At 66.7% G+C, this 16,428-nt stretch carries 18 protein-coding genes and 1 tRNA gene; 8 read left to right on the top strand and 11 right to left on the bottom strand.

The annotated features are described in order from the left end of the window. The first annotated feature begins 1 nt into the window (after position 1). Together rpmB and ABQF30_RS06580 are read left to right on the top strand one after the other, a co-directional pair. Positions 2-196, top strand: coding sequence for a 50S ribosomal protein L28 (gene rpmB / locus ABQF30_RS06585; RefSeq protein WP_029111371.1), 195 nt, complete (start codon positions 2-4; stop codon positions 194-196). A gap of 118 nt (positions 197-314) precedes the next feature. Beyond that, positions 315-659 carry a hypothetical protein gene (locus ABQF30_RS06580; protein ID WP_448461980.1) on the top strand — a complete coding sequence of 115 codons (345 nt, stop codon included), beginning with the start codon at positions 315-317 and terminating at the stop codon, positions 657-659. Positions 660-661: 2 nt separating this feature from the next. Here the strand turns inward: ABQF30_RS06580 and ABQF30_RS06575 are convergent, their stop codons facing one another. Beyond that, positions 662-1,366 (bottom strand): uracil-DNA glycosylase, encoded by a 705-nt coding sequence (locus ABQF30_RS06575; RefSeq protein ID WP_448463504.1) that lies wholly within the window; start codon positions 1,364-1,366, stop codon positions 662-664. 42 nt (positions 1,367-1,408) lie between these two features. Continuing rightward, on the bottom strand, positions 1,409-2,401 hold the full coding sequence (locus ABQF30_RS06570) for a thiamine-phosphate kinase (protein ID WP_448461979.1): 993 nt from the start codon (positions 2,399-2,401) through the stop codon (positions 1,409-1,411). A gap of 105 nt (positions 2,402-2,506) precedes the next feature. Between ABQF30_RS06570 and ABQF30_RS06565 the strand changes: the two genes are divergently transcribed. After that, positions 2,507-2,749 (top strand): Lrp/AsnC ligand binding domain-containing protein, encoded by a 243-nt coding sequence (locus ABQF30_RS06565; protein WP_448461978.1) that lies wholly within the window; start codon positions 2,507-2,509, stop codon positions 2,747-2,749. A 10-nt stretch (positions 2,750-2,759) separates the two neighbouring features. Continuing rightward, entirely contained in the window at positions 2,760-3,329 is a 570-nt protein-coding gene (locus tag ABQF30_RS06560) for a DUF3515 domain-containing protein (RefSeq protein WP_448461977.1), read from the top strand. A 4-nt stretch (positions 3,330-3,333) separates the two neighbouring features. Here ABQF30_RS06560 and ABQF30_RS06555 read toward each other — a convergent pair whose 3' ends face one another. The 3 genes from ABQF30_RS06555 to ABQF30_RS06545 form a co-directional block, all read right to left on the bottom strand. Further along, complete coding sequence (locus ABQF30_RS06555) at positions 3,334-4,455, bottom strand: D-alanine--D-alanine ligase family protein (protein WP_448461976.1); 1,122 nt, start codon at positions 4,453-4,455, stop codon at positions 3,334-3,336. Positions 4,456-4,516: 61 nt separating this feature from the next. Then, complete coding sequence (locus tag ABQF30_RS06550) at positions 4,517-5,620, bottom strand: cystathionine gamma-lyase (RefSeq protein ID WP_448461975.1); 1,104 nt, start codon at positions 5,618-5,620, stop codon at positions 4,517-4,519. Positions 5,621-5,652: 32 nt separating this feature from the next. Continuing rightward, entirely contained in the window at positions 5,653-6,651 is a 999-nt protein-coding gene (locus ABQF30_RS06545) for an NAD(P)H-dependent glycerol-3-phosphate dehydrogenase (RefSeq protein WP_448461974.1), read from the bottom strand. 59 nt (positions 6,652-6,710) lie between these two features. On the opposite strand from ABQF30_RS06545, the gene cofC reads away from it, so the two are divergent. From cofC to mutT1, 3 genes are read left to right on the top strand one after another with little or no spacing between them, the layout of a single operon-like run. Next, positions 6,711-7,376 carry a 2-phospho-L-lactate guanylyltransferase gene (gene cofC / locus ABQF30_RS06540; protein WP_448461973.1) on the top strand — a complete coding sequence of 222 codons (666 nt, stop codon included), beginning with the start codon at positions 6,711-6,713 and terminating at the stop codon, positions 7,374-7,376. 33 nt (positions 7,377-7,409) lie between these two features. After that, positions 7,410-9,620 carry an RNA degradosome polyphosphate kinase gene (locus ABQF30_RS06535; RefSeq protein WP_448461972.1) on the top strand — a complete coding sequence of 737 codons (2,211 nt, stop codon included), beginning with the start codon at positions 7,410-7,412 and terminating at the stop codon, positions 9,618-9,620. A 56-nt stretch (positions 9,621-9,676) separates the two neighbouring features. Beyond that, a complete protein-coding gene (gene mutT1, locus ABQF30_RS06530; protein ID WP_448461971.1) occupies positions 9,677-10,621 on the top strand; it encodes an 8-oxo-(d)GTP phosphatase MutT1 in 945 nt (314 codons plus the stop codon). Between the two features lie 59 nt (positions 10,622-10,680). On the opposite strand, the gene ABQF30_RS06525 is transcribed toward mutT1, so the two are convergent. The 3 genes from ABQF30_RS06525 to leuC all read right to left on the bottom strand — a co-directional run bounded on the left by ABQF30_RS06525 (position 10,681) and on the right by leuC (position 13,587). After that, the gene (locus tag ABQF30_RS06525; RefSeq protein WP_448461970.1) at positions 10,681-11,322 is read right to left on the bottom strand and encodes an HU family DNA-binding protein; all 642 of its coding nucleotides are present in this window, start codon (positions 11,320-11,322) and stop codon (positions 10,681-10,683) included. Between the two features lie 204 nt (positions 11,323-11,526). Further along, positions 11,527-12,120, bottom strand: a complete 594-nt coding sequence (gene leuD, locus ABQF30_RS06520; protein ID WP_448461969.1) for a 3-isopropylmalate dehydratase small subunit — start codon at positions 12,118-12,120, stop codon at positions 11,527-11,529. Between the two features lie 12 nt (positions 12,121-12,132). Then, positions 12,133-13,587: a 3-isopropylmalate dehydratase large subunit gene (gene leuC, locus ABQF30_RS06515; protein WP_448461968.1), complete on the bottom strand. Its 1,455-nt coding sequence runs from the start codon at positions 13,585-13,587 to the stop codon at positions 12,133-12,135. Between the two features lie 96 nt (positions 13,588-13,683). On the opposite strand from leuC, the gene ABQF30_RS06510 reads away from it, so the two are divergent. Beyond that, the gene (locus ABQF30_RS06510) at positions 13,684-14,385 is read left to right on the top strand and encodes an IclR family transcriptional regulator (protein ID WP_448461967.1); all 702 of its coding nucleotides are present in this window, start codon (positions 13,684-13,686) and stop codon (positions 14,383-14,385) included. A 78-nt stretch (positions 14,386-14,463) separates the two neighbouring features. On the opposite strand, the gene ABQF30_RS06505 is transcribed toward ABQF30_RS06510, so the two are convergent. From ABQF30_RS06505 to ABQF30_RS06495, 3 genes are all read right to left on the bottom strand, one after another. Continuing rightward, positions 14,464-14,536 (bottom strand) — tRNA-Glu (locus ABQF30_RS06505). Between the two features lie 173 nt (positions 14,537-14,709). Further along, positions 14,710-15,546 (bottom strand): NAD(P)-dependent oxidoreductase, encoded by an 837-nt coding sequence (locus ABQF30_RS06500; protein ID WP_448461966.1) that lies wholly within the window; start codon positions 15,544-15,546, stop codon positions 14,710-14,712. Next, on the bottom strand, positions 15,543-16,415 hold the full coding sequence (locus tag ABQF30_RS06495; protein ID WP_448461965.1) for an NAD(P)-dependent oxidoreductase: 873 nt from the start codon (positions 16,413-16,415) through the stop codon (positions 15,543-15,545). The genes ABQF30_RS06500 and ABQF30_RS06495 overlap by 4 nt, the downstream gene beginning before the upstream one ends. Positions 16,416-16,428: the final 13 nt, after the last annotated feature.

Below are 16,428 nucleotides of genomic sequence, written 5' to 3'. Positions count from 1 at the left end.
TATGGCTGCCGTGTGCGATATCTGCGGGAAGGCGCCCGGCTTCGGCAAGTCGGTGTCCCATTCGCATCGGCGGACCAGCCGGCGCTGGGATCCGAACATCCAGTCCGTACGCACCGTGTCGCGTCCGGGTGGCAACAAGCAGCGCGTGAACGCGTGCACGTCGTGCATCAAGGCGGGCAAGGTTTCGCGCGGCTGAGCGCTTGCGCGAAGACGAAGACCAGCAGGGCTGAGCGCTTGCGCGAAGACGAAGACCAGCACGGCTGAGCGCTTCGCTGTTGTTTGACCGAGAGGTCGGCGGGGTACGTCCTGCGGTCATGACCACTCGTCGCACATCACACTCACCGCTGTACGCCTTTGCCTCGGCAATCGCAGTCGGCTCACTGCTGACTGCGTGCGCGGGCGACGAGGCCGGCGATGACTCGGACACCACAACCACCGAAACCTCGGTCGTTGAGACGACCGTGGAGACGACGGTCGAGACCACGGAGGCTCCACCAGCCACGTCGCCTCCAGCCGGAGGGCCGACGGTGACCCCCGATGACGGTGGTGACGCGACCGTCGAGATTCCGTCACCTCCGGCGATCCCGTCACCGCCGGCGATTCCTTCGCCGCCTGCCATCCCGTCGCCGCCGCCGATCCCAGCGATCCCCGTGCCGTGACCTCACGGCAGGCGCCAGTCGATCGGGCTTGCACCCCGCTGCTGTAGAAGCTCGTTGGCGCGGCTGAATGGCCGTGACCCGAAGAATCCGCGCGACGCCGAAAGGGGCGAGGGGTGCGCGGATTCGATGGTCGCGCAGTCACCCTCGGCCAGCATCGGTTTGAGCGTGCACGCGTCGCGTCCCCACAGCACTGCCACCAACGGCTGCCTGCGGGCCACCAACGCCCGGATCGCGCACTCCGTCACCGCTTCCCAACCCTTGCCGCGGTGCGAGGCCGGGGTTCCCGGCCGAACGGTGAGGACCCTGTTGAGCAGCAACACTCCGCGCTGCGCCCACGGCGTCAAGTCACCGCTGCTGGGCTGTGGATAGCCCAGGTCCTCGGCGTATTCGGTGAAGATGTTGGACAGGCTCCGGGGCAGCGGGCGCACATCGGCAGCGACCGAGAAGCTCAACCCGACCGCATGGCCCGGTGTCGGATAGGGATCCTGCCCGACGATCAGCACCCGCACCTGATCGAACGGAAAGGTGAAGGCACGCAGAACGTTCTGTCCGGCAGGCAGATAACGATGCCCGGATGACAGTTCCTCGCGCAGAAACTCCCCCATCCGCGCCACTTGGCCGGCGACGGGCTCCAGAGCTCGGGCCCAGCCGTCCTCGACGAGTTCACTCAGGGGTAGTGCACCTGTTGAATTGCTCCTCGCGTCCACCCCTGTTGAATTGCTCACGAAAAGCCAACTTAGCGTGCGCGGCTAGTCGAACGACTGCCATCCCGTGCTTCCGCTCCACTTCGAGCCGTCGACCAGCACCTGCGCCGGACCATCGACGACCCGGCCGATCACCCGCCAACCATCGGGTGGCACCCCGGAGAACGTCGCGACGAGGGCGTGATCCTCGCCGCCGCCGAGTACCCACTGCCACGGATCGACGCCCACCGCTGCGGCCGCCGCGGTGACCGCCGAGTGATCGTGGGCCAGACCTTCGGTGGACACATCGATACCGACTTCGGAGGCGGCAGCGAGATGGCCGAGATCGGCGAGCAGTCCATCGGAGACATCGGTCATCGCGGTCGCGCCTCCCTCGGCTGCCGCCGCGCCCTGACCATATGGTGGTTCCGGCGTCAGGTGTCGCTGCCGCAGCTCGGGATGTGCATCAATACCTTTGTCCCACAACGCATATCCAGCAGCAGACCAGCCCAGCTCGCCAGCCACCGCAAGGGTGTCACCAGCCTGTGCCCCACTTCGCCGCACCGGCGCGCGGCCACCGAGATCACCCAGTACCGTCACCGAGATCACCCACAGCGGTGCGCGCACCAGATCACCGCCCGCGATGCCGGCTCCGAGCCGTCGCGCCTCGTGCCACATTCCGTCGGCCAGGTCGACCGCGGCGGCCGTGGAGGTCTCCGCGGGCGCGCCGAAGGACACCACGAACGCCGCGGCCCGACCGCCCATCGCTTCGATGTCGGCGGCGTTCTGCGCGATCGCCTTGCGCCCGACATCGTGTGGGGTTGACCAGTCCAGCCGGAAATGGCGCCCCTGCACCAGCATGTCGGTGGACACCGCGGTCCGGCCGTCGCCGGCAGCGACCACTGCGGCGTCGTCGCCGGGCCCCAGTGTGACCGCTGCGGGCTGCTCGCGACCGGCAAGCAACCGGTCGATGACCGCGAACTCGCCAACCGAGGCGAGAGTGTCTTGAGTGAAGCCGGCGCCGCTTGCGGAGTTGTCGGAGCTTTCCCTGCCGGCCATTACCCCTCCTGCCGGTTGCCGCGGTGCCATGAACACTGGCCAGACCTGCGGTACGTTTGGTCCCTGCGGCGAGGAGTCTATGCAGCGAGGCAGAGGAGACAGCGGGTGGTGGAGGCTTACGTGCTGATCCAGACCGAGGTCGGTCGCGCCGAAGTCGTCGCCAAACAGCTCGCCGCTTTGCCAGGAGTGTTGTCGGCCGAGTATGTGACCGGTCCCTACGACGTCGTGGTGCGCATCGGTGCCGACACGCTGGCCGCCCTGCAATCCGACGTGGTGCCGACCGTCCAGCAAGTCACCGGCATCACGCGGACCCTGACCTGTCCGATCGCCAACGGAGCACAGCCATAGGGTTGTTGGTGTGACCGATCCGCAGTCCACCGACGGACCACCGCGCGCTCTCCTGATCGCCGCGGTCGTGGTGGCGGTGTCGGCGTTGATCACCGTTCTGGGAATCGCGGCGTCGCACCAGCGGTCAACCGAGCAACAACCGGTGGCGATCTCCTCGATTCCCGCCCCGCAAGCCGACAGCGCCGAATGCCATGCCCTGCTGGGCGCGCTGCCCGAGCAACTCGGCGATTACCGCCGAGCCCCCACGGTCGAGCCGACCCCGGCGGGCACCGCGGCGTGGCGGGCGGGATCCGACACCGAGCCGGTCATTCTGCGGTGTGGTCTGGACCGACCGGGTGACTTTGTGGTGGGCGTACCGCTGCAGGTGGTGGACGCGGTGCAGTGGTTCCGCATCACCGATCCTGGCACCGTCGGCAAGGCCACCGACGACACGCGCAGTACGTGGTATGCGGTGGACCGTCCGGTCTATGTCGCCCTCACCCTGCCCAGCGGATCGGGGCCGACGCCGATTCAGCAGATTTCCGGCCAGATCGCCCGCACCATGGCGGCCCAGCCGATCGATCCGGCCCCCGCACGTTGAAAACTCAGCGCAGGCCCGTCCCCCGAGCCAGCGCCGTATCGACCATGGCGGCCAGCAGTGTCGGATAGTCCACGCCGCTCGCCGCCCACATCCGCGGGAACATCGAGATCGTGGTGAACCCGGGCATGGTGTTGATCTCGTTGATCACCGGTCCGTCGTCGGTGAGGAAGAAGTCGACCCGGGCCAGGCCCTGACAATCGATCGCGGTGAAAGCGCGCACCGCCAGGCGGCGGACCTCCTCGGCGACGTCGTCGTCGATCTTGGCGGGCACGTCCAGTTCAGCGGCGTCGACGAGGTACTTGGTGGCGAAGTCGTAGAAGCCGTCCTCGCGGCCCCGCACGCCGGCCACCCGGATCTCCCCTACCGTGCTGGCTTCGATTCTGCCGTCGGGCAATTCGAGCACACCGCATTCGAGTTCCCGGCCCGGCACGGCGGCCTCGACGATGACCTTCGGGTCGTGCCTGCGGGCCAGTTCGATAGCCGCGGGCAGCTCATCCCAGGCAGTCACCCGGCTGACGCCGATGGACGACCCGCCCCGCGCGGGTTTGACGAACACCGGCAGGCCGAGCCGCTCACGGTGCTCGAAATCAAGCGCGGCGTCCTTCGGGCGCAGGACCTCGTGATCGCCGATCGGCAGTCCTTCGGCGGCCAGCAGCTTCTTGGTGAATTCCTTGTCCATACCGGCAGCGCTGGACAGCACACCGGAGCCGACGTAGGGAATACCGGCCAGCTCGAGCAGCCCCTGAATGGTGCCGTCCTCGCCGTAGGGGCCGTGCAGCACCGGGAACACCACATCGACGGCGGTCAGGATCTCCCCGGGCCCGCTGCCCAGTGACAGCAGCTGGCCGCTGCGGCTGGGGGCGGCGGGTAATGCCAGTTCCGTGCCCGAAGCCTCGGTGACCTCCGGTAGTTGACCGTCGGTGATCGCCAGCGTCTCGGGGCTACCGTCGGTGAGCATCCAGGATCCGTCGGGCGTGATGCCGACCGCCACCACCTCGAAACGTTCGGGATCGAGGTTGCGCAGGATGCTGCCGGCCGACACACAGGAGATCGCGTGCTCGGAGCTGCGCCCGCCGTACACGACGGCAACGCGGGTACGGGATCCGGGCTGATTGCGGACAGTCACAACCTAGAGAGGCTACCGCCCCGGGCCGACGGTGCGCTTCGGCGCATGCTGACCTGTGGTTTTACCGCAACGCCTGTTCCACGTCGGCGAGCAGGTCGTCAGTGTCCTCGATGCCTGCGGAGATCCGGGCGAATCCGGCGGGCACCGGGTCGCCCCAGCGGGCCCGGCGGTCGACCGAGGTGTGGATGCCGCCGAAGCTCGTCGACGCGATCAGCAGGGCGCTGTGTTCGACGAGGGCGTGTACCGCGGCGGCATCGGCCAGCTCCACGGCCACCAGCCCGCCGAACCGCTTCATCTGAGCCGAGGCCACCTCGTGGGCCGGATCCTCCGGCAACCCGGGATAGCGCACCGAGACCACTGCCGGATGGCTGCGCAACATCACCGCCAGCGCCCCCGCGTTCTGACACTGCCGTTCGAATCGCAATCCGGCACTGCCGACGCTGCGCAGCACCAGCCAGGCCTCGAACGCTCCCAGGATCGGCCCGGCCAGCAGCCGCTCGCGCTCCACCGCGGCCATCAGCTCTGGTTGACTGCCCGCCACATACCCGGCGACCAGATCACTGTGCCCGGACAGCGATTTGGTGGCGCTGGCCACCACCAGGTCGGCCCCCAACGAGAGCGGCTGCTGACCCAGCGGAGTGGCGGTGGTGTTGTCGACCACGAGCGTGGCGGCTCTGCCTCGACAGGTCATCGCCAGCCGATGCAGGTCGACGACATCGAGCCCCGGGTTGGCCGGCGTCTCGGCCAGCACCACGTCGGCGACCGAAGCGGCATCGCACATTTGACTGACATCCGCTTCGACGACTGTGATTCCTTGTAGCGCAAGGTATTCTGCGGCATAACGGCGGACCTGATAGTAGCCGTCGGCCGGGACGACAAGCGTCGAACCCGGTTTGGTCAACACTCGCAGCACCGAGGTGATGGCCGCCATTCCCGATCCGAAGGTGAGCGCCGTGGCAGCGCCCTCCAGCTCGGCCAGCGCCGCTTCGAGCTGCCGCCACGAGGGATTGGAGCTGCGCCCGTAGCTGTCCAACTGTTCGGTCTCGTCGGGCGAAAGGTGGAACGTCGACGCGGGCACCGGCATCGGCGCGACTGGGTTACCCGGAATCGATTCCAAACCAACGGCTTTGAGGCTGCGGGTGGAATCGCCGTAGGTGCCGTCCATACCGCTTTCTCCTCCTCGCGTCCGGTGAACCCCTACTCCGGTTTGGTGCTGCGGCCCAGCAGCAGCGCGACCGCCTCATGAACCGACAATCCTTTGTGACACACCCGGTGAACGGCATCGGTCAGAGGCATCTCGACTCCGTAGCTGGACGCCAGCGCCAACACCGATTCACACGACGCCACCCCTTCGGCCACGTGTCCGCCGGCAGCGGCCAGCGCGGTTTCCATCGTGCCGCCCTTGCCCAGCCGCTGACCGAACGTTCGGTTACGTGAGTGCGGTGAGGTGCAGGTGGCAACGAGATCGCCGACGCCTGCCAGCCCGGCCAGCGTGGCGGGCGTGGCGCCCAATGCGATGCCCAGCCGCATGATCTCCGCCAGGCCGCGCGTGATGATCGCCGCAACCGTGTTCTCCCCCAACCCGACGCCGACGGCCATCCCGCACGCCAGTGCGATGACGTTCTTACAGGCGCCGCCGACCTCCGCGCCCACCACGTCGGCGTTCGTATAGGGCCGGAAGTAGCCGGTGGCCATGGCGCGCTGCAGAGTCACGGCACGCCCGGAATCGCTGCAGGCCACGACCGTTGCCGCCGGTTGCTCGTCGGCGATCTCGCTGGCCAGATTCGGACCGGTCACCACGCCGACCCGCGCTGGATCGGCTCCGGTGACCTGCACGATGACCTGGCTCATGCGCATGAGCGAGCCGAGCTCGATCCCCTTGGCCAGACTCACCAGCGTGGCATCCTCGGCGATGAGGTGCTTCCACCCTTCGAGGTTGGCCCGCAGCTGTTGCGCCGGGACGGCGAGCAGCACCGTGCATGCACTCCCCAGGGCCTCTGCCGGATCGCTGGTGGCGCGGATTGCCGGGGGCAACTTGACCTCGCCGAGGTACTCGCTGTTGCGGCGTTCACTGTTGATCTCGTCGGCCACCTCGGGCCTGCGGGCCCAAATCGTGACCGGATTGCCCGCGTCCGCCAGGACCTTGGCCAGCGCCGTTCCCCACGCACCGGCACCCATGACTGCAGCCTCCACCACTGCTTCACCCTATCTCCCGCACCGCGCGGCCCCACGACACCGGCTGGCAGGATGGCCATATGAGCGGCACGAGAACAGCCGGCGCCGCAACGGCGGCACAGTCCGGCGCTGACGTTGCGTTGATCATTGCGGTCAAACGCCTCACCGCCGCCAAGACCCGGCTGGCGCCCATCTTTTCGGCACCGACCCGCGAGGCTGTCGTGCTGGCCATGCTGGTCGACACCATCACCGCGGCATCTGCGATCGCCCCGGTCACCGTGGTGACCCCAGACGAGGTCGCTGCCGACGCCGCACGACAGCTCGGCGCCGGTGTACTTGCGGATCCCACTCCGGCCGGCCACCACAACCCGCTGAACAACGCGATCACCGCGGCTGAAACCGAGCTGCGGGCCGCCACGCCGAATATCGTTGTCCTGCAAGGTGATCTTCCGGCGCTGCAGTCGCAGGAGCTGTCGGAGGCACTCGCGTGGGCCCGTAGTCACCGGCGCAGTTTCGTCGGCGACCGGCACGGCACCGGCACCTCGGCGTTGTTTGCGTTCGGAGTCCCGCTCGAACCCCGGTTCGGCGCCGATTCGGCTGCGCACCACCGAAACTCCGGTGCGATCGAGCTGACCGGAGCGTGGCCGGGCCTGCGCTGCGATATCGACACACCCGACGATCTCCTGGCGGCGCGGCGGCTGGGTGTGGGGGTGGCCACCTCGCGGGCGTTCGCCCAGCACAGATAGCGGGCAGGTAGCAGGAACGCTTCTCCATAGGGAATGATCGGACACGTGAGCGAAGCCACCGAAGCGGAGCCCGCGACCCGGGCCGACGATACCCAGCTGGACGACGGTTCAGCACGATCGGGGTTTGCAGCGCAGGCTGTCGCAACACCAGAGGCACCGCCCGCGGCGACATCCCCGGCGGTAGACAACGCGCTGCCGGAAGATCGTTATCTCAACCGTGAGCTGAGCTGGCTGGACTTCAACGCACGGGTTCTGGCGCTGGCCGCTGACCAGTCCCTGCCGCTGCTCGAACGTGCCAAGTTCCTGGCGATCTTCTCCTCCAACCTCGACGAGTTCTACATGGTGCGCGTGGCCGGCCTCAAACGGCGCGACGAAATGGGCCTGTCGGTGCGGTCCGCCGATGGATTGTCACCGCGCGAACAGCTACGCCGGATCAGCGAACGCACCCAGCAGATAGCCAATCGTCATGCCGGGGTGTTCCTGGATGCGGTGCGCCCGTCGCTGGCCGACGAGGGCATCCTCATCGTCAACTGGGCCGAACTCGATGATTTCGAACGCGGGAAGCTCTCGAGTTACTTCCACGAACAGGTGTTCCCGGTCCTGACCCCACTCGCGGTGGACCCGGCCCACCCGTTCCCCTTCGTGAGCGGGCTGAGCCTCAACCTCGCGATCACGGTCAAGCATCCCGACGACGGCGGCCAGCATTTCGCCCGAATCAAGGTGCCTGACAACGTCGACCGGTTCGTCCAACTCGACCGGCCGGCCGACGGATCTCGGCTTGTGCGATTCCTGCCTATGGAGGAACTGATCGCGGCTTTCCTGCCGGTGCTGTTCCCGGGGCTGGAAGTGGTGGAGCACCACGCGTTCCGGATCACCCGCAACGCCGACTTCGAGGTCGAAGAGGACCGCGACGAAGACCTGTTGCAGGCACTGGAACGGGAATTGGCGCGTCGGCGGTTCGGTTCCCCGGTCCGGCTCGAAGTGTCCGACGACATGACCGAGAGCATGCTGGAGCTTTTGCTGCGTGAGCTCGACGTGGCTCCCGGCGATGTCATCGAGGTACCCGGGCTACTCGACCTGTCCGCGCTCTGGCAGGTCTACAGCGTCGATCGGCCCGATCTCAAGGATCCGCCGTTCGTCCCCGCAACCCCACCGGCATTCGGCGAACGCGAGACGCCCAAGAGCATCTTCTCCACCCTGCGCGACGGCGACGTGCTGGTCCATCACCCGTACGACTCGTTCTCCACGACGGTGCAGCGGTTCATCGAGCAGGCTGCCGCGGATCCCAACGTGCTGGCGATCAAGCAGACCCTCTACCGCACCTCCGGTGACTCGCCGATCGTCAACGCCCTGATCGACGCCGCCGAGGCCGGCAAGCAGGTTGTCGCACTGGTTGAGATCAAGGCGCGCTTCGACGAACAGGCGAACATCAAGTGGGCGCGCAAGCTGGAGCAGGCGGGCGTGCACGTGGTGTACGGCTTGATCGGACTCAAGACGCACTGCAAGACGTGTCTGGTGGTCCGGCGCGAGGGCTCGACCATCCGGCGCTACTGCCATATCGGAACAGGCAACTACAACCCGAAAACCGCGCGGCTCTACGAAGATGTGGGGCTGCTCACCGCGGATCCGGATCTCGGTGCCGATCTCACCGATCTGTTCAACTCGCTGACCGGCTACTCCCGCAAAGACTCCTACCGCAATCTGCTGGTGGCGCCTCGCGGAGTGCGCAAGGGCATCATCGAGCGGATCGACCGCGAGATCGCGGCTCAACGGGAGGGTGCCCGGACGGGGATCCGGGTGAAAGCCAACGCGCTGGTTGACGAGCAGGTGATCGACGCGCTGTACCGGGCCTCGCAAGCCGGGGTTCCCGTCGAGGTCGTCGTTCGGGGCATCTGCGCGTTGCGTCCTGGTGTGCCGGGCTATTCCGACAACATCACCGTCCGCTCGATCCTCGGCCGGTTCCTGGAACACTCGCGGATTATTCACTTCCGCGCCATCGACGAGTTCTGGATCGGCAGCGCCGACATGATGCATCGTAATCTCGACCGTCGCGTCGAGGTCATGGCTCAAGTCAAGGATCCGAGGCTGGCCGCACAACTCAACGATGTATTCGATTCCGCCATGGATCCGGCGACCCGGTGCTGGGAACTGCGGCACGACAGTCACTGGACAGCCCTGCCGCAAGAAGGCCAAACGGTCCGAGACCACCAGGTGTCGCTGATGGAGCGTCACCGGCATCCCTGAACCGGGTCGGATAGCGGCCGGTGGCCGACGTCGGCGAATGACCTGCAGGAGTAGAGGTGTCAAAAGACAGCACGACAGCCGCGAAGTCGGCCGACGGGATCGTGCCCGCCGCGGGTGCGGTGCTGTGGCGCAGTGTCGGCGATCCCGCCGCGGACCAGCCGGCGGCGACCGAGGTGGCAGTCATTCACCGCCCACGCTATGACGACTGGTCACTGCCGAAGGGCAAACTCGACCACGGTGAGACCGAACCGGTCACCGCGGTGCGGGAAATCCATGAGGAGACCGGCTACGCGGCGCAACTGGGCCGCCGACTGGGCGCCGTCACCTATCCGATCCCACAGGGCACCAAGCGGGTTTGGTACTGGGCCGCCAGGGCGACCGGCGGCGACTTCGCTCCCAATGAGGAAGTCGACAAGCTGATCTGGTTGCCGGTCGACGCGGCGATGGATCAGCTCGGCTATCCGCACGACCGAAAAGTCTTGTGCCGCTTTGCGAAACACCCGCCTGACACGAAGTCCGTCCTGATCGTCCGGCACGCAACTGCAGGCAGCAGGTCGCGGTTCAAGGGCGAGGATCGCAAGCGCCCGTTGGACAAGCACGGCCGGGCGCAGGCCGAATCATTGGTCGAACAACTACTGGCATTCGGTGCCACAACGCTGTACGCCGCCGACCGGCTGCGCTGCCACCAGACGCTGGAGCCCTTGGCCGAGGAGCTGGGCGTCGACGTGCACAACGAGCCGATGTTGACCGAGGAAGCCTATTCCGCCGATCACAAGGGGGCACGCAGCCGGGTGCTCGATATCGCCGGGCGCGCGGGCACACCGGTGATCTGCACGCAGGGCAAGGTGATTCCCGACCTCATCGCGTGGTGGTGCCAGCGTGCGAACGTCCAACCGGAGACGACCGGAAACCGGAAGGGCAGTACCTGGGTGCTGTCATTGTCCGACGGCGAACTCGTGGCCGCCGATCACATGTGCAGTCCGCTGCCCAAAAAGAAATAGCTTCCATGCAGAAAGGCACGCCGTGAGCTGATTCGGCCCACGGCGTGCCTTACGGGAATCTACTTGCGGCCCTTCTTGGCCGGGGCCTTCTTGGCGGCAGCCTTCTTGGCCGGAGCCTTGGTCGCAGCCTTCTTGGCCGGAGCCTTCGTGGCAGCCTTCTTGGCCGGGGCCTTCTTGACGGCAGCCTTCTTGGCCGGAGCCTTGGTCGCAGCCTTCTTGGCCGGAGCCTTGGTCGCAGCCTTCTTGGCCGGAGCCTTGGTCGCAGCCTTCTTGGCCGGAGCCTTCGTGGCAGCCTTCTTGGCCGGAGCCTTCGTGGCAGCCTTTCTGGCCGTAGCCTTCGAAGCCGTCTTCTTGGCGGCGGTCCGCTTCGCCGGGCCCGCGGTAACGCCACGCTTGACCGCAGGTCCGTCTGACGGGAGACGCTGCGCCCCAGAGACAACCGCCTTGAACTGCGCGCCGGGTCGGAACGCCGGCACCGAGGTGGGCTTGACCTTTACCGTTTCGCCGGTGCGTGGGTTGCGCGCCACTCGGGCAGCGCGACGGCGCTGCTCGAAAACACCGAAACCGGTAATCGTGACGCTGTCGCCCTTATGCACCGCACGCACGATGGTGTCGACAACGTTCTCCACCGCGGCGGTAGCCTGCCGACGATCGGTGCCCAGTTTGGTTGTGAGTACGTCGATGAGCTCCGCTTTGTTCATCCAAAACCTCCGAAACCAGTGGTCCTCCTTGGACCGACTAGTGGACACGGTAAACCCTTTGACCACTGATTTCCAAGAGCCACGCGCAATTTCAGGCGTAGCTGGCGAACATTCCGGCAATCCGCTTGCCCCACTTGGACTCCTGTCCGGGGGGTTCAGAACCGGTTTGGAAGGCGGCGAATTCAGGCCGCCGAGACCGGCGAATCAGGCCGGCAGGGTGCGCGGCTTCCACTGCGCCCTGCGCTGCTCATAAGCCTCGATTTTATCGAGTTTGCGCAGCGTAAGGCCTATATCGTCGAGTCCGGAGAGCAGTCGCCAGGCGGTGTAATCGTCAATCCTGAACGGCACCACAACCGTTCCCGCGGTGACATTTCGATCTTGAAGATTCACAGTGATTTCCAGGCCGGGATTCTGCTCGATGAGCTTCCAAAGCAGCTCGACATCGTCCTGAGCGACTTCGGCCGCCAATAGCCCTGCCTTGCCCGCATTGCCGCGGAAAATGTCGGCGAAGCGAGAGGAGATAACCACCCGGAAGCCGTAGTCCATCAGCGCCCAGACGGCATGTTCGCGAGAGGATCCCGTCCCGAAATCGGGGCCGGCGACAAGCACCGAGCCTTTGTCGAATGGCGGGAGATTCAGCACGAAAGACGGATCATTGCGCCATGCGGCGAATAGTCCGTCCTCGAAACCCGTTCGGGTTACGCGCTTCAGATAGACGGCGGGGATGATCTGGTCGGTGTCGACGTTGGACCGCCGCAGCGGTACGCCGATTCCGGTGTGTGTATTGAACGCATCCATTTTTGGTCTCCTCTAGCGGGTCGCGGCGGGCAGATCGGCAGGGGACGCCAATGTTCCGCGGACGGCGGTGGCCGCCGCGACCGCAGGCGACACCAGGTGGGTGCGGCCGCCCTTGCCCTGGCGGCCCTCGAAATTCCTGTTGGACGTCGAGGCGCAGCGCTGCCCCGGCGAAAGCTGATCGGGGTTCATCCCCAGGCACATCGAGCAGCCGGCCTGGCGCCACTGGGCCCCCGCGTCGATGAATATCCGGTCGAGGCCTTCCGATTCGGCCTGCGCACGGACCCGCATCGAGCCCGGCACGACCAGCATGCGCACCCCGTCGGCGACCTTTCGGTCACGCAGCACGTCGGCCACCACGCGCAGATCCTCGATGCGGCCGTTGGTGCAGGACCCGACGAACACGGTGTCCACGGCGATGTCCCGCATCGCCGTGCCGGGGCGAAGATCCATATAGGTCAACGCCTTTTCGGCGGACTGCCGCTCGCCGTCGTCCCCGATCAACTCCGGGTCCGGCACCGAGGCCGACAGCGGAACGCCCTGGCCCGGGTTGGTACCCCATGTCACAAACGGACTCAGTGTCGCGGCATCCAGGTAGATCTCGGTGTCGAATTCCGCGCCGTCATCAGTACGCAACTGGCTCCATGCCGCCACCGCCGCATCCCAATCGGCTCCCTTCGGGGCGTGCGGACGACCCTTGAGGAATTCAAATGTGGTCTCGTCGGGGGCGACCATGCCGGCGCGCGCCCCCGCCTCGATGCTCATGTTGCAGATCGTCATCCGGCCTTCCATCGACAACGCCTCGATGGCACTGCCGCGATATTCGATGACGTGGCCCTGCCCGCCGCCCGTGCCGATCTTCGCGATGACGGCCAGGATGATGTCCTTGGCGCTGACCCCGGGCGGCAGCACGCCGTCGACGTTGACCGCCATGGTCTTGAAGGGCTTGAGCGGCAGCGTCTGCGTCGCCATCACATGCTCGACCTCAGAAGTGCCGATGCCCATGGCAATGGCGCCGAAGGCGCCGTGGGTGGAGGTGTGACTGTCTCCACACACCACCGTCATACCGGGCTGGGTGAGGCCGAGTTGCGGCCCGATGATGTGCACGATGCCCTGCTCGACATCGCCCATAGGGTGCAGCCGGATGCCGAATTCCTCGCAGTTGCGCCGCAGTGTCTCAACCTGCGTGCGCGAGACCGGATCAGCGATCGGCTTGTCGATGTCGATGGTGGGCACGTTGTGGTCCTCGGTGGCGATCGTCAGGTCGGGCCGCCGAAACGGCCGCCCGGCCAACCGCAGCCCGTCGAACGCCTGGGGGCTGGTGACCTCGTGCAGGAGGTGCAGGTCGATGTAGATCAGATCGGGCTCTTTGGACGCGCCCTCACCGTCGCCGAGCGCCACGACGTGGTCGTCCCAGACCTTTTCGGCCAGGGTGCGCGGCTTCGCGGGTGTCGGTGTCGATTGGTCCATCGCTACTACTCATTTCGATTCAGGGCACTGCGGGCTTGCGTTAAAGGGCTGGGAGCTACCGTGCAATCTCACTATGCGAGACGCTAGTATCTCTCTGTGAGAAATGATAGCGGCATCGGCGTGCTCGACAAAGCGGTGGGGGTGCTGCACACGGTGGCCGAGTCACCCTGCGGGCTGGCCGAACTCTGCGAACGGACCGGACTCCCACGGGCGACGGCGCACCGGCTGGCCGCCGGCCTGGAAACACACCGGCTGCTCGCCCGCGATGGCGACGGCCGCTGGCGACTGGGCCCCGCACTGACCGAATTGGCCGCCCACGTCAACGATCCGCTCCTGGCAGCCGGCGCCGCCGTGCTTCCGCGGCTGCGTGAGATCACCGGCGAGAGCGTGCAGTTGTACCGCCGCGAGGGGCTGTTCCGGGTTTGTGTGGTCGCGCTGGAACCCCCAGCCGGGCTACGCGACACCGTGCCCGTCGGGACTCAGCTGCCCATGACGGCGGGCTCGGGCGCCAAGGTGCTGCTGGCCTACGCGGACGCGGCCACCCAGCAGGCGGTTCTGCCCGGCGCCAAGTTCACCGATCGCACGCTCGCCGAAGTACGCAAACGAGGGTGGGCACAAAGCGCCGCCGAGCGCGAGCCTGGGGTTGCCAGTGTCTCGGCTCCCGTCCGCGACGGCCGCGGAGCGGTCATCGCCGCGGTATCGGTGTCTGGGCCTATCGACCGGATGGGGCGCCGCCCAGGAGCGCGCTGGGCGGCCGACCTGCTCGCAGCCGCGGACGCCTTGGCCCGCCGACTGTGACGCCTATCTCAATCGCCGCGAGCGAGGCGGCACAAAAGCAAAGGCACCCAGTCCTGGTGGACTGAGTGCCTTGCGATGTACCCCCGATGGGATTCGAACCCACGCTACCGCCGTGAGAGGGCGGCGTCCTAGGCCGCTAGACGACGGGGGCTAGAACTTCCTGTGGCACGCATCGGCGCGCCGGTGTAACAGCATAGCCCACCGCCGTAGGCGTACTACAAATCGGCAGCGCCACCCGAGGGCGTCACCGAGCCGGCCGCGGTGGCCGGGCCGGCCCGGTGACGGTGGCTGCGCCCATCGGGCCTAGGCCCGGCCCCGCCACCTTCAGGGCGCGATCACTTCGTAAAGGCTGGTCCAGGTGTCCCCGCCGTGCCCCGCAGCGATTGCGCGGTCGTAGAGCGACTTGACCGCCTGCGGCACCGCCAGATCCAGCTTGGCTTCAGTGCTCGCGCCGACGATGTGGTCGGCCGTCGCGCCCATCATGACGATGTTGGCGCCCTCGCCCGGATGTTCGCGACCGGCGATGTTCTTGGCGGCATCCGGCAGGTAGTAGGACAGGTTGTCGAAGACTTCGGCGGCCCATGGGACGTACTTCTCGGGCGCGATTCCCGCCGAGCCGACCAGTGCGGTGGCGTGCAGATACGCGGACAACGACGTCAGGAATATGGTCAGCTGCGCTTGATAGAACAGCTGCGCCAATGCCGGGTCTTCGCCGACATAGTCGACGCGGCCGATCGCGGCGAACAATGATTCATGTTGCCGTACAACGGATTCCGGACCACTATAGAAGACATAAGAGGCGTCGGTCGCGATCAGCTCCTCGGGCACCATCACTCCCCCGGCGATCAGGGTCGCGCCGCGCTGCGCCGCCCACTCCGCAGCCCGCCGCGTGGTCACCGGAGTGTCCGAGCTGAGGTTGATGATCGTCTTGCCGTCGATGCTCTGCCCGTCGAGTAGATCGAACATCACTTGGTAGTCGGTCAGGCTCAGGAAAACGACGTCGCCGGCCGTGAGCGCGTCGGCGACCGTCGGCGCAACCGTCGCACCCAGCCCCTCGGCTCTCGACGGCGTCCTGTTCCACACCGTCACGTCGTGCCCGGCCTTCACCAACGCACGCACCATCGATTGACCCATCGGACCCAAACCAATGAACGTAATCACTTGACCTCCTTGAGTAATTCGATGACACCGGCCAGGTCTTCGTGACCGTGGCCTGCTGCAACACGACGCGCCATCAGTGGCCCCAATGGCGCGATGAGTTCTGGACTGATGCCCTGATCGCGGGCGGTTTCAAGCAGATTGACGTAAGCGGCCGACTGCATCCCGATGTTGGAGACCACGCCGATCGTGTAGTCCTGTTTGTCGATCTGCTCGGCAGCACCGTCGACGAAGCCGAGCATGGCTTCGATGTACCGCTTGACCAGCGGCGCGAACGTCGTGGCGGGGATGCCCGCGGATCTGACGAGCGCGAGCGCATGCATGCTGCCGATGAACATCCCGTACATGCCGGACAGCAGCGCGATGTCCTGCAGCGCCGCCATGCCGGCGTCGTCACCGACGTAGCGGCTCTCCCCGAACAGGTCCAGCACGGCGCGATTGGTGTCGAACGCGCTGCGCGATCCGCTGTAGAAGACGAATGCGCCCGGGCCGCCGATCATCGGCGGTACCGCCATGATGCCGCCGTCGAGATAGTCGGCGTCGTAGCGGCCGGCCAGGTCGCGCGCCTGTGCCGGGGTGCCGTTGGTGAGGTTCACCAGGACGCGGCCGGCCAGCACGTCCTTGGCGGGGTCGAGGACGTCGGTCACCGACGCGGCGTCCATCAGGCAGACGATCACCAGCCGGCTGGCCTCGATCGCCTCGACCACGCTGGTTGCCGCGACCGCCCCACTGGCAACCAGCGGCTCGGTCCGCGCCGGCGTGCGGTTCCACACCGTGGTCGGGTAACCGGCGCCGACGACGGCCGCCGCCAGCGCCGATCCCATTGCTCCGAGCCCGATCACGGTGACTGATGGCTTGCTGAAATCTGTCATGCCGCCACTGTGC

The sequence above is a fragment of the Mycolicibacterium sp. XJ870 genome (assembly GCF_053483975.1).
Note: the sequence above shows the minus strand (reverse complement) of the source record. Positions and strands in the feature narration are given on the sequence as shown.

What these genes read in the sequence shown, in the direction of transcription:
- rpmB (WP_029111371.1), top strand. Translation starts at nt 2, where the DNA reads ATGGCTGCCGTGTGCGATATCTGCGGGAAGGCGCCCGGCTTCGGCAAG.
- ABQF30_RS06580 (WP_448461980.1), top strand. Translation starts at nt 315, where the DNA reads ATGACCACTCGTCGCACATCACACTCACCGCTGTACGCCTTTGCCTCG.
- cofC (WP_448461973.1), top strand. Translation starts at nt 6,711, where the DNA reads ATGAGCGGCACGAGAACAGCCGGCGCCGCAACGGCGGCACAGTCCGGC.
- ABQF30_RS06525 (WP_448461970.1), bottom strand. Translation starts at nt 11,322, where the DNA reads ATGAACAAAGCGGAGCTCATCGACGTACTCACAACCAAACTGGGCACC.
- leuD (WP_448461969.1), bottom strand. Translation starts at nt 12,120, where the DNA reads ATGGATGCGTTCAATACACACACCGGAATCGGCGTACCGCTGCGGCGG.
- ABQF30_RS06550 (WP_448461975.1), bottom strand. Translation starts at nt 5,620, where the DNA reads ATGGACGGCACCTACGGCGATTCCACCCGCAGCCTCAAAGCCGTTGGT.
- ABQF30_RS06535 (WP_448461972.1), top strand. Translation starts at nt 7,410, where the DNA reads ATGATCGGACACGTGAGCGAAGCCACCGAAGCGGAGCCCGCGACCCGG.
- leuC (WP_448461968.1), bottom strand. Translation starts at nt 13,587, where the DNA reads ATGGACCAATCGACACCGACACCCGCGAAGCCGCGCACCCTGGCCGAA.
- ABQF30_RS06570 (WP_448461979.1), bottom strand. Translation starts at nt 2,401, where the DNA reads ATGGCCGGCAGGGAAAGCTCCGACAACTCCGCAAGCGGCGCCGGCTTC.
- ABQF30_RS06495 (WP_448461965.1), bottom strand. Translation starts at nt 16,415, where the DNA reads ATGACAGATTTCAGCAAGCCATCAGTCACCGTGATCGGGCTCGGAGCA.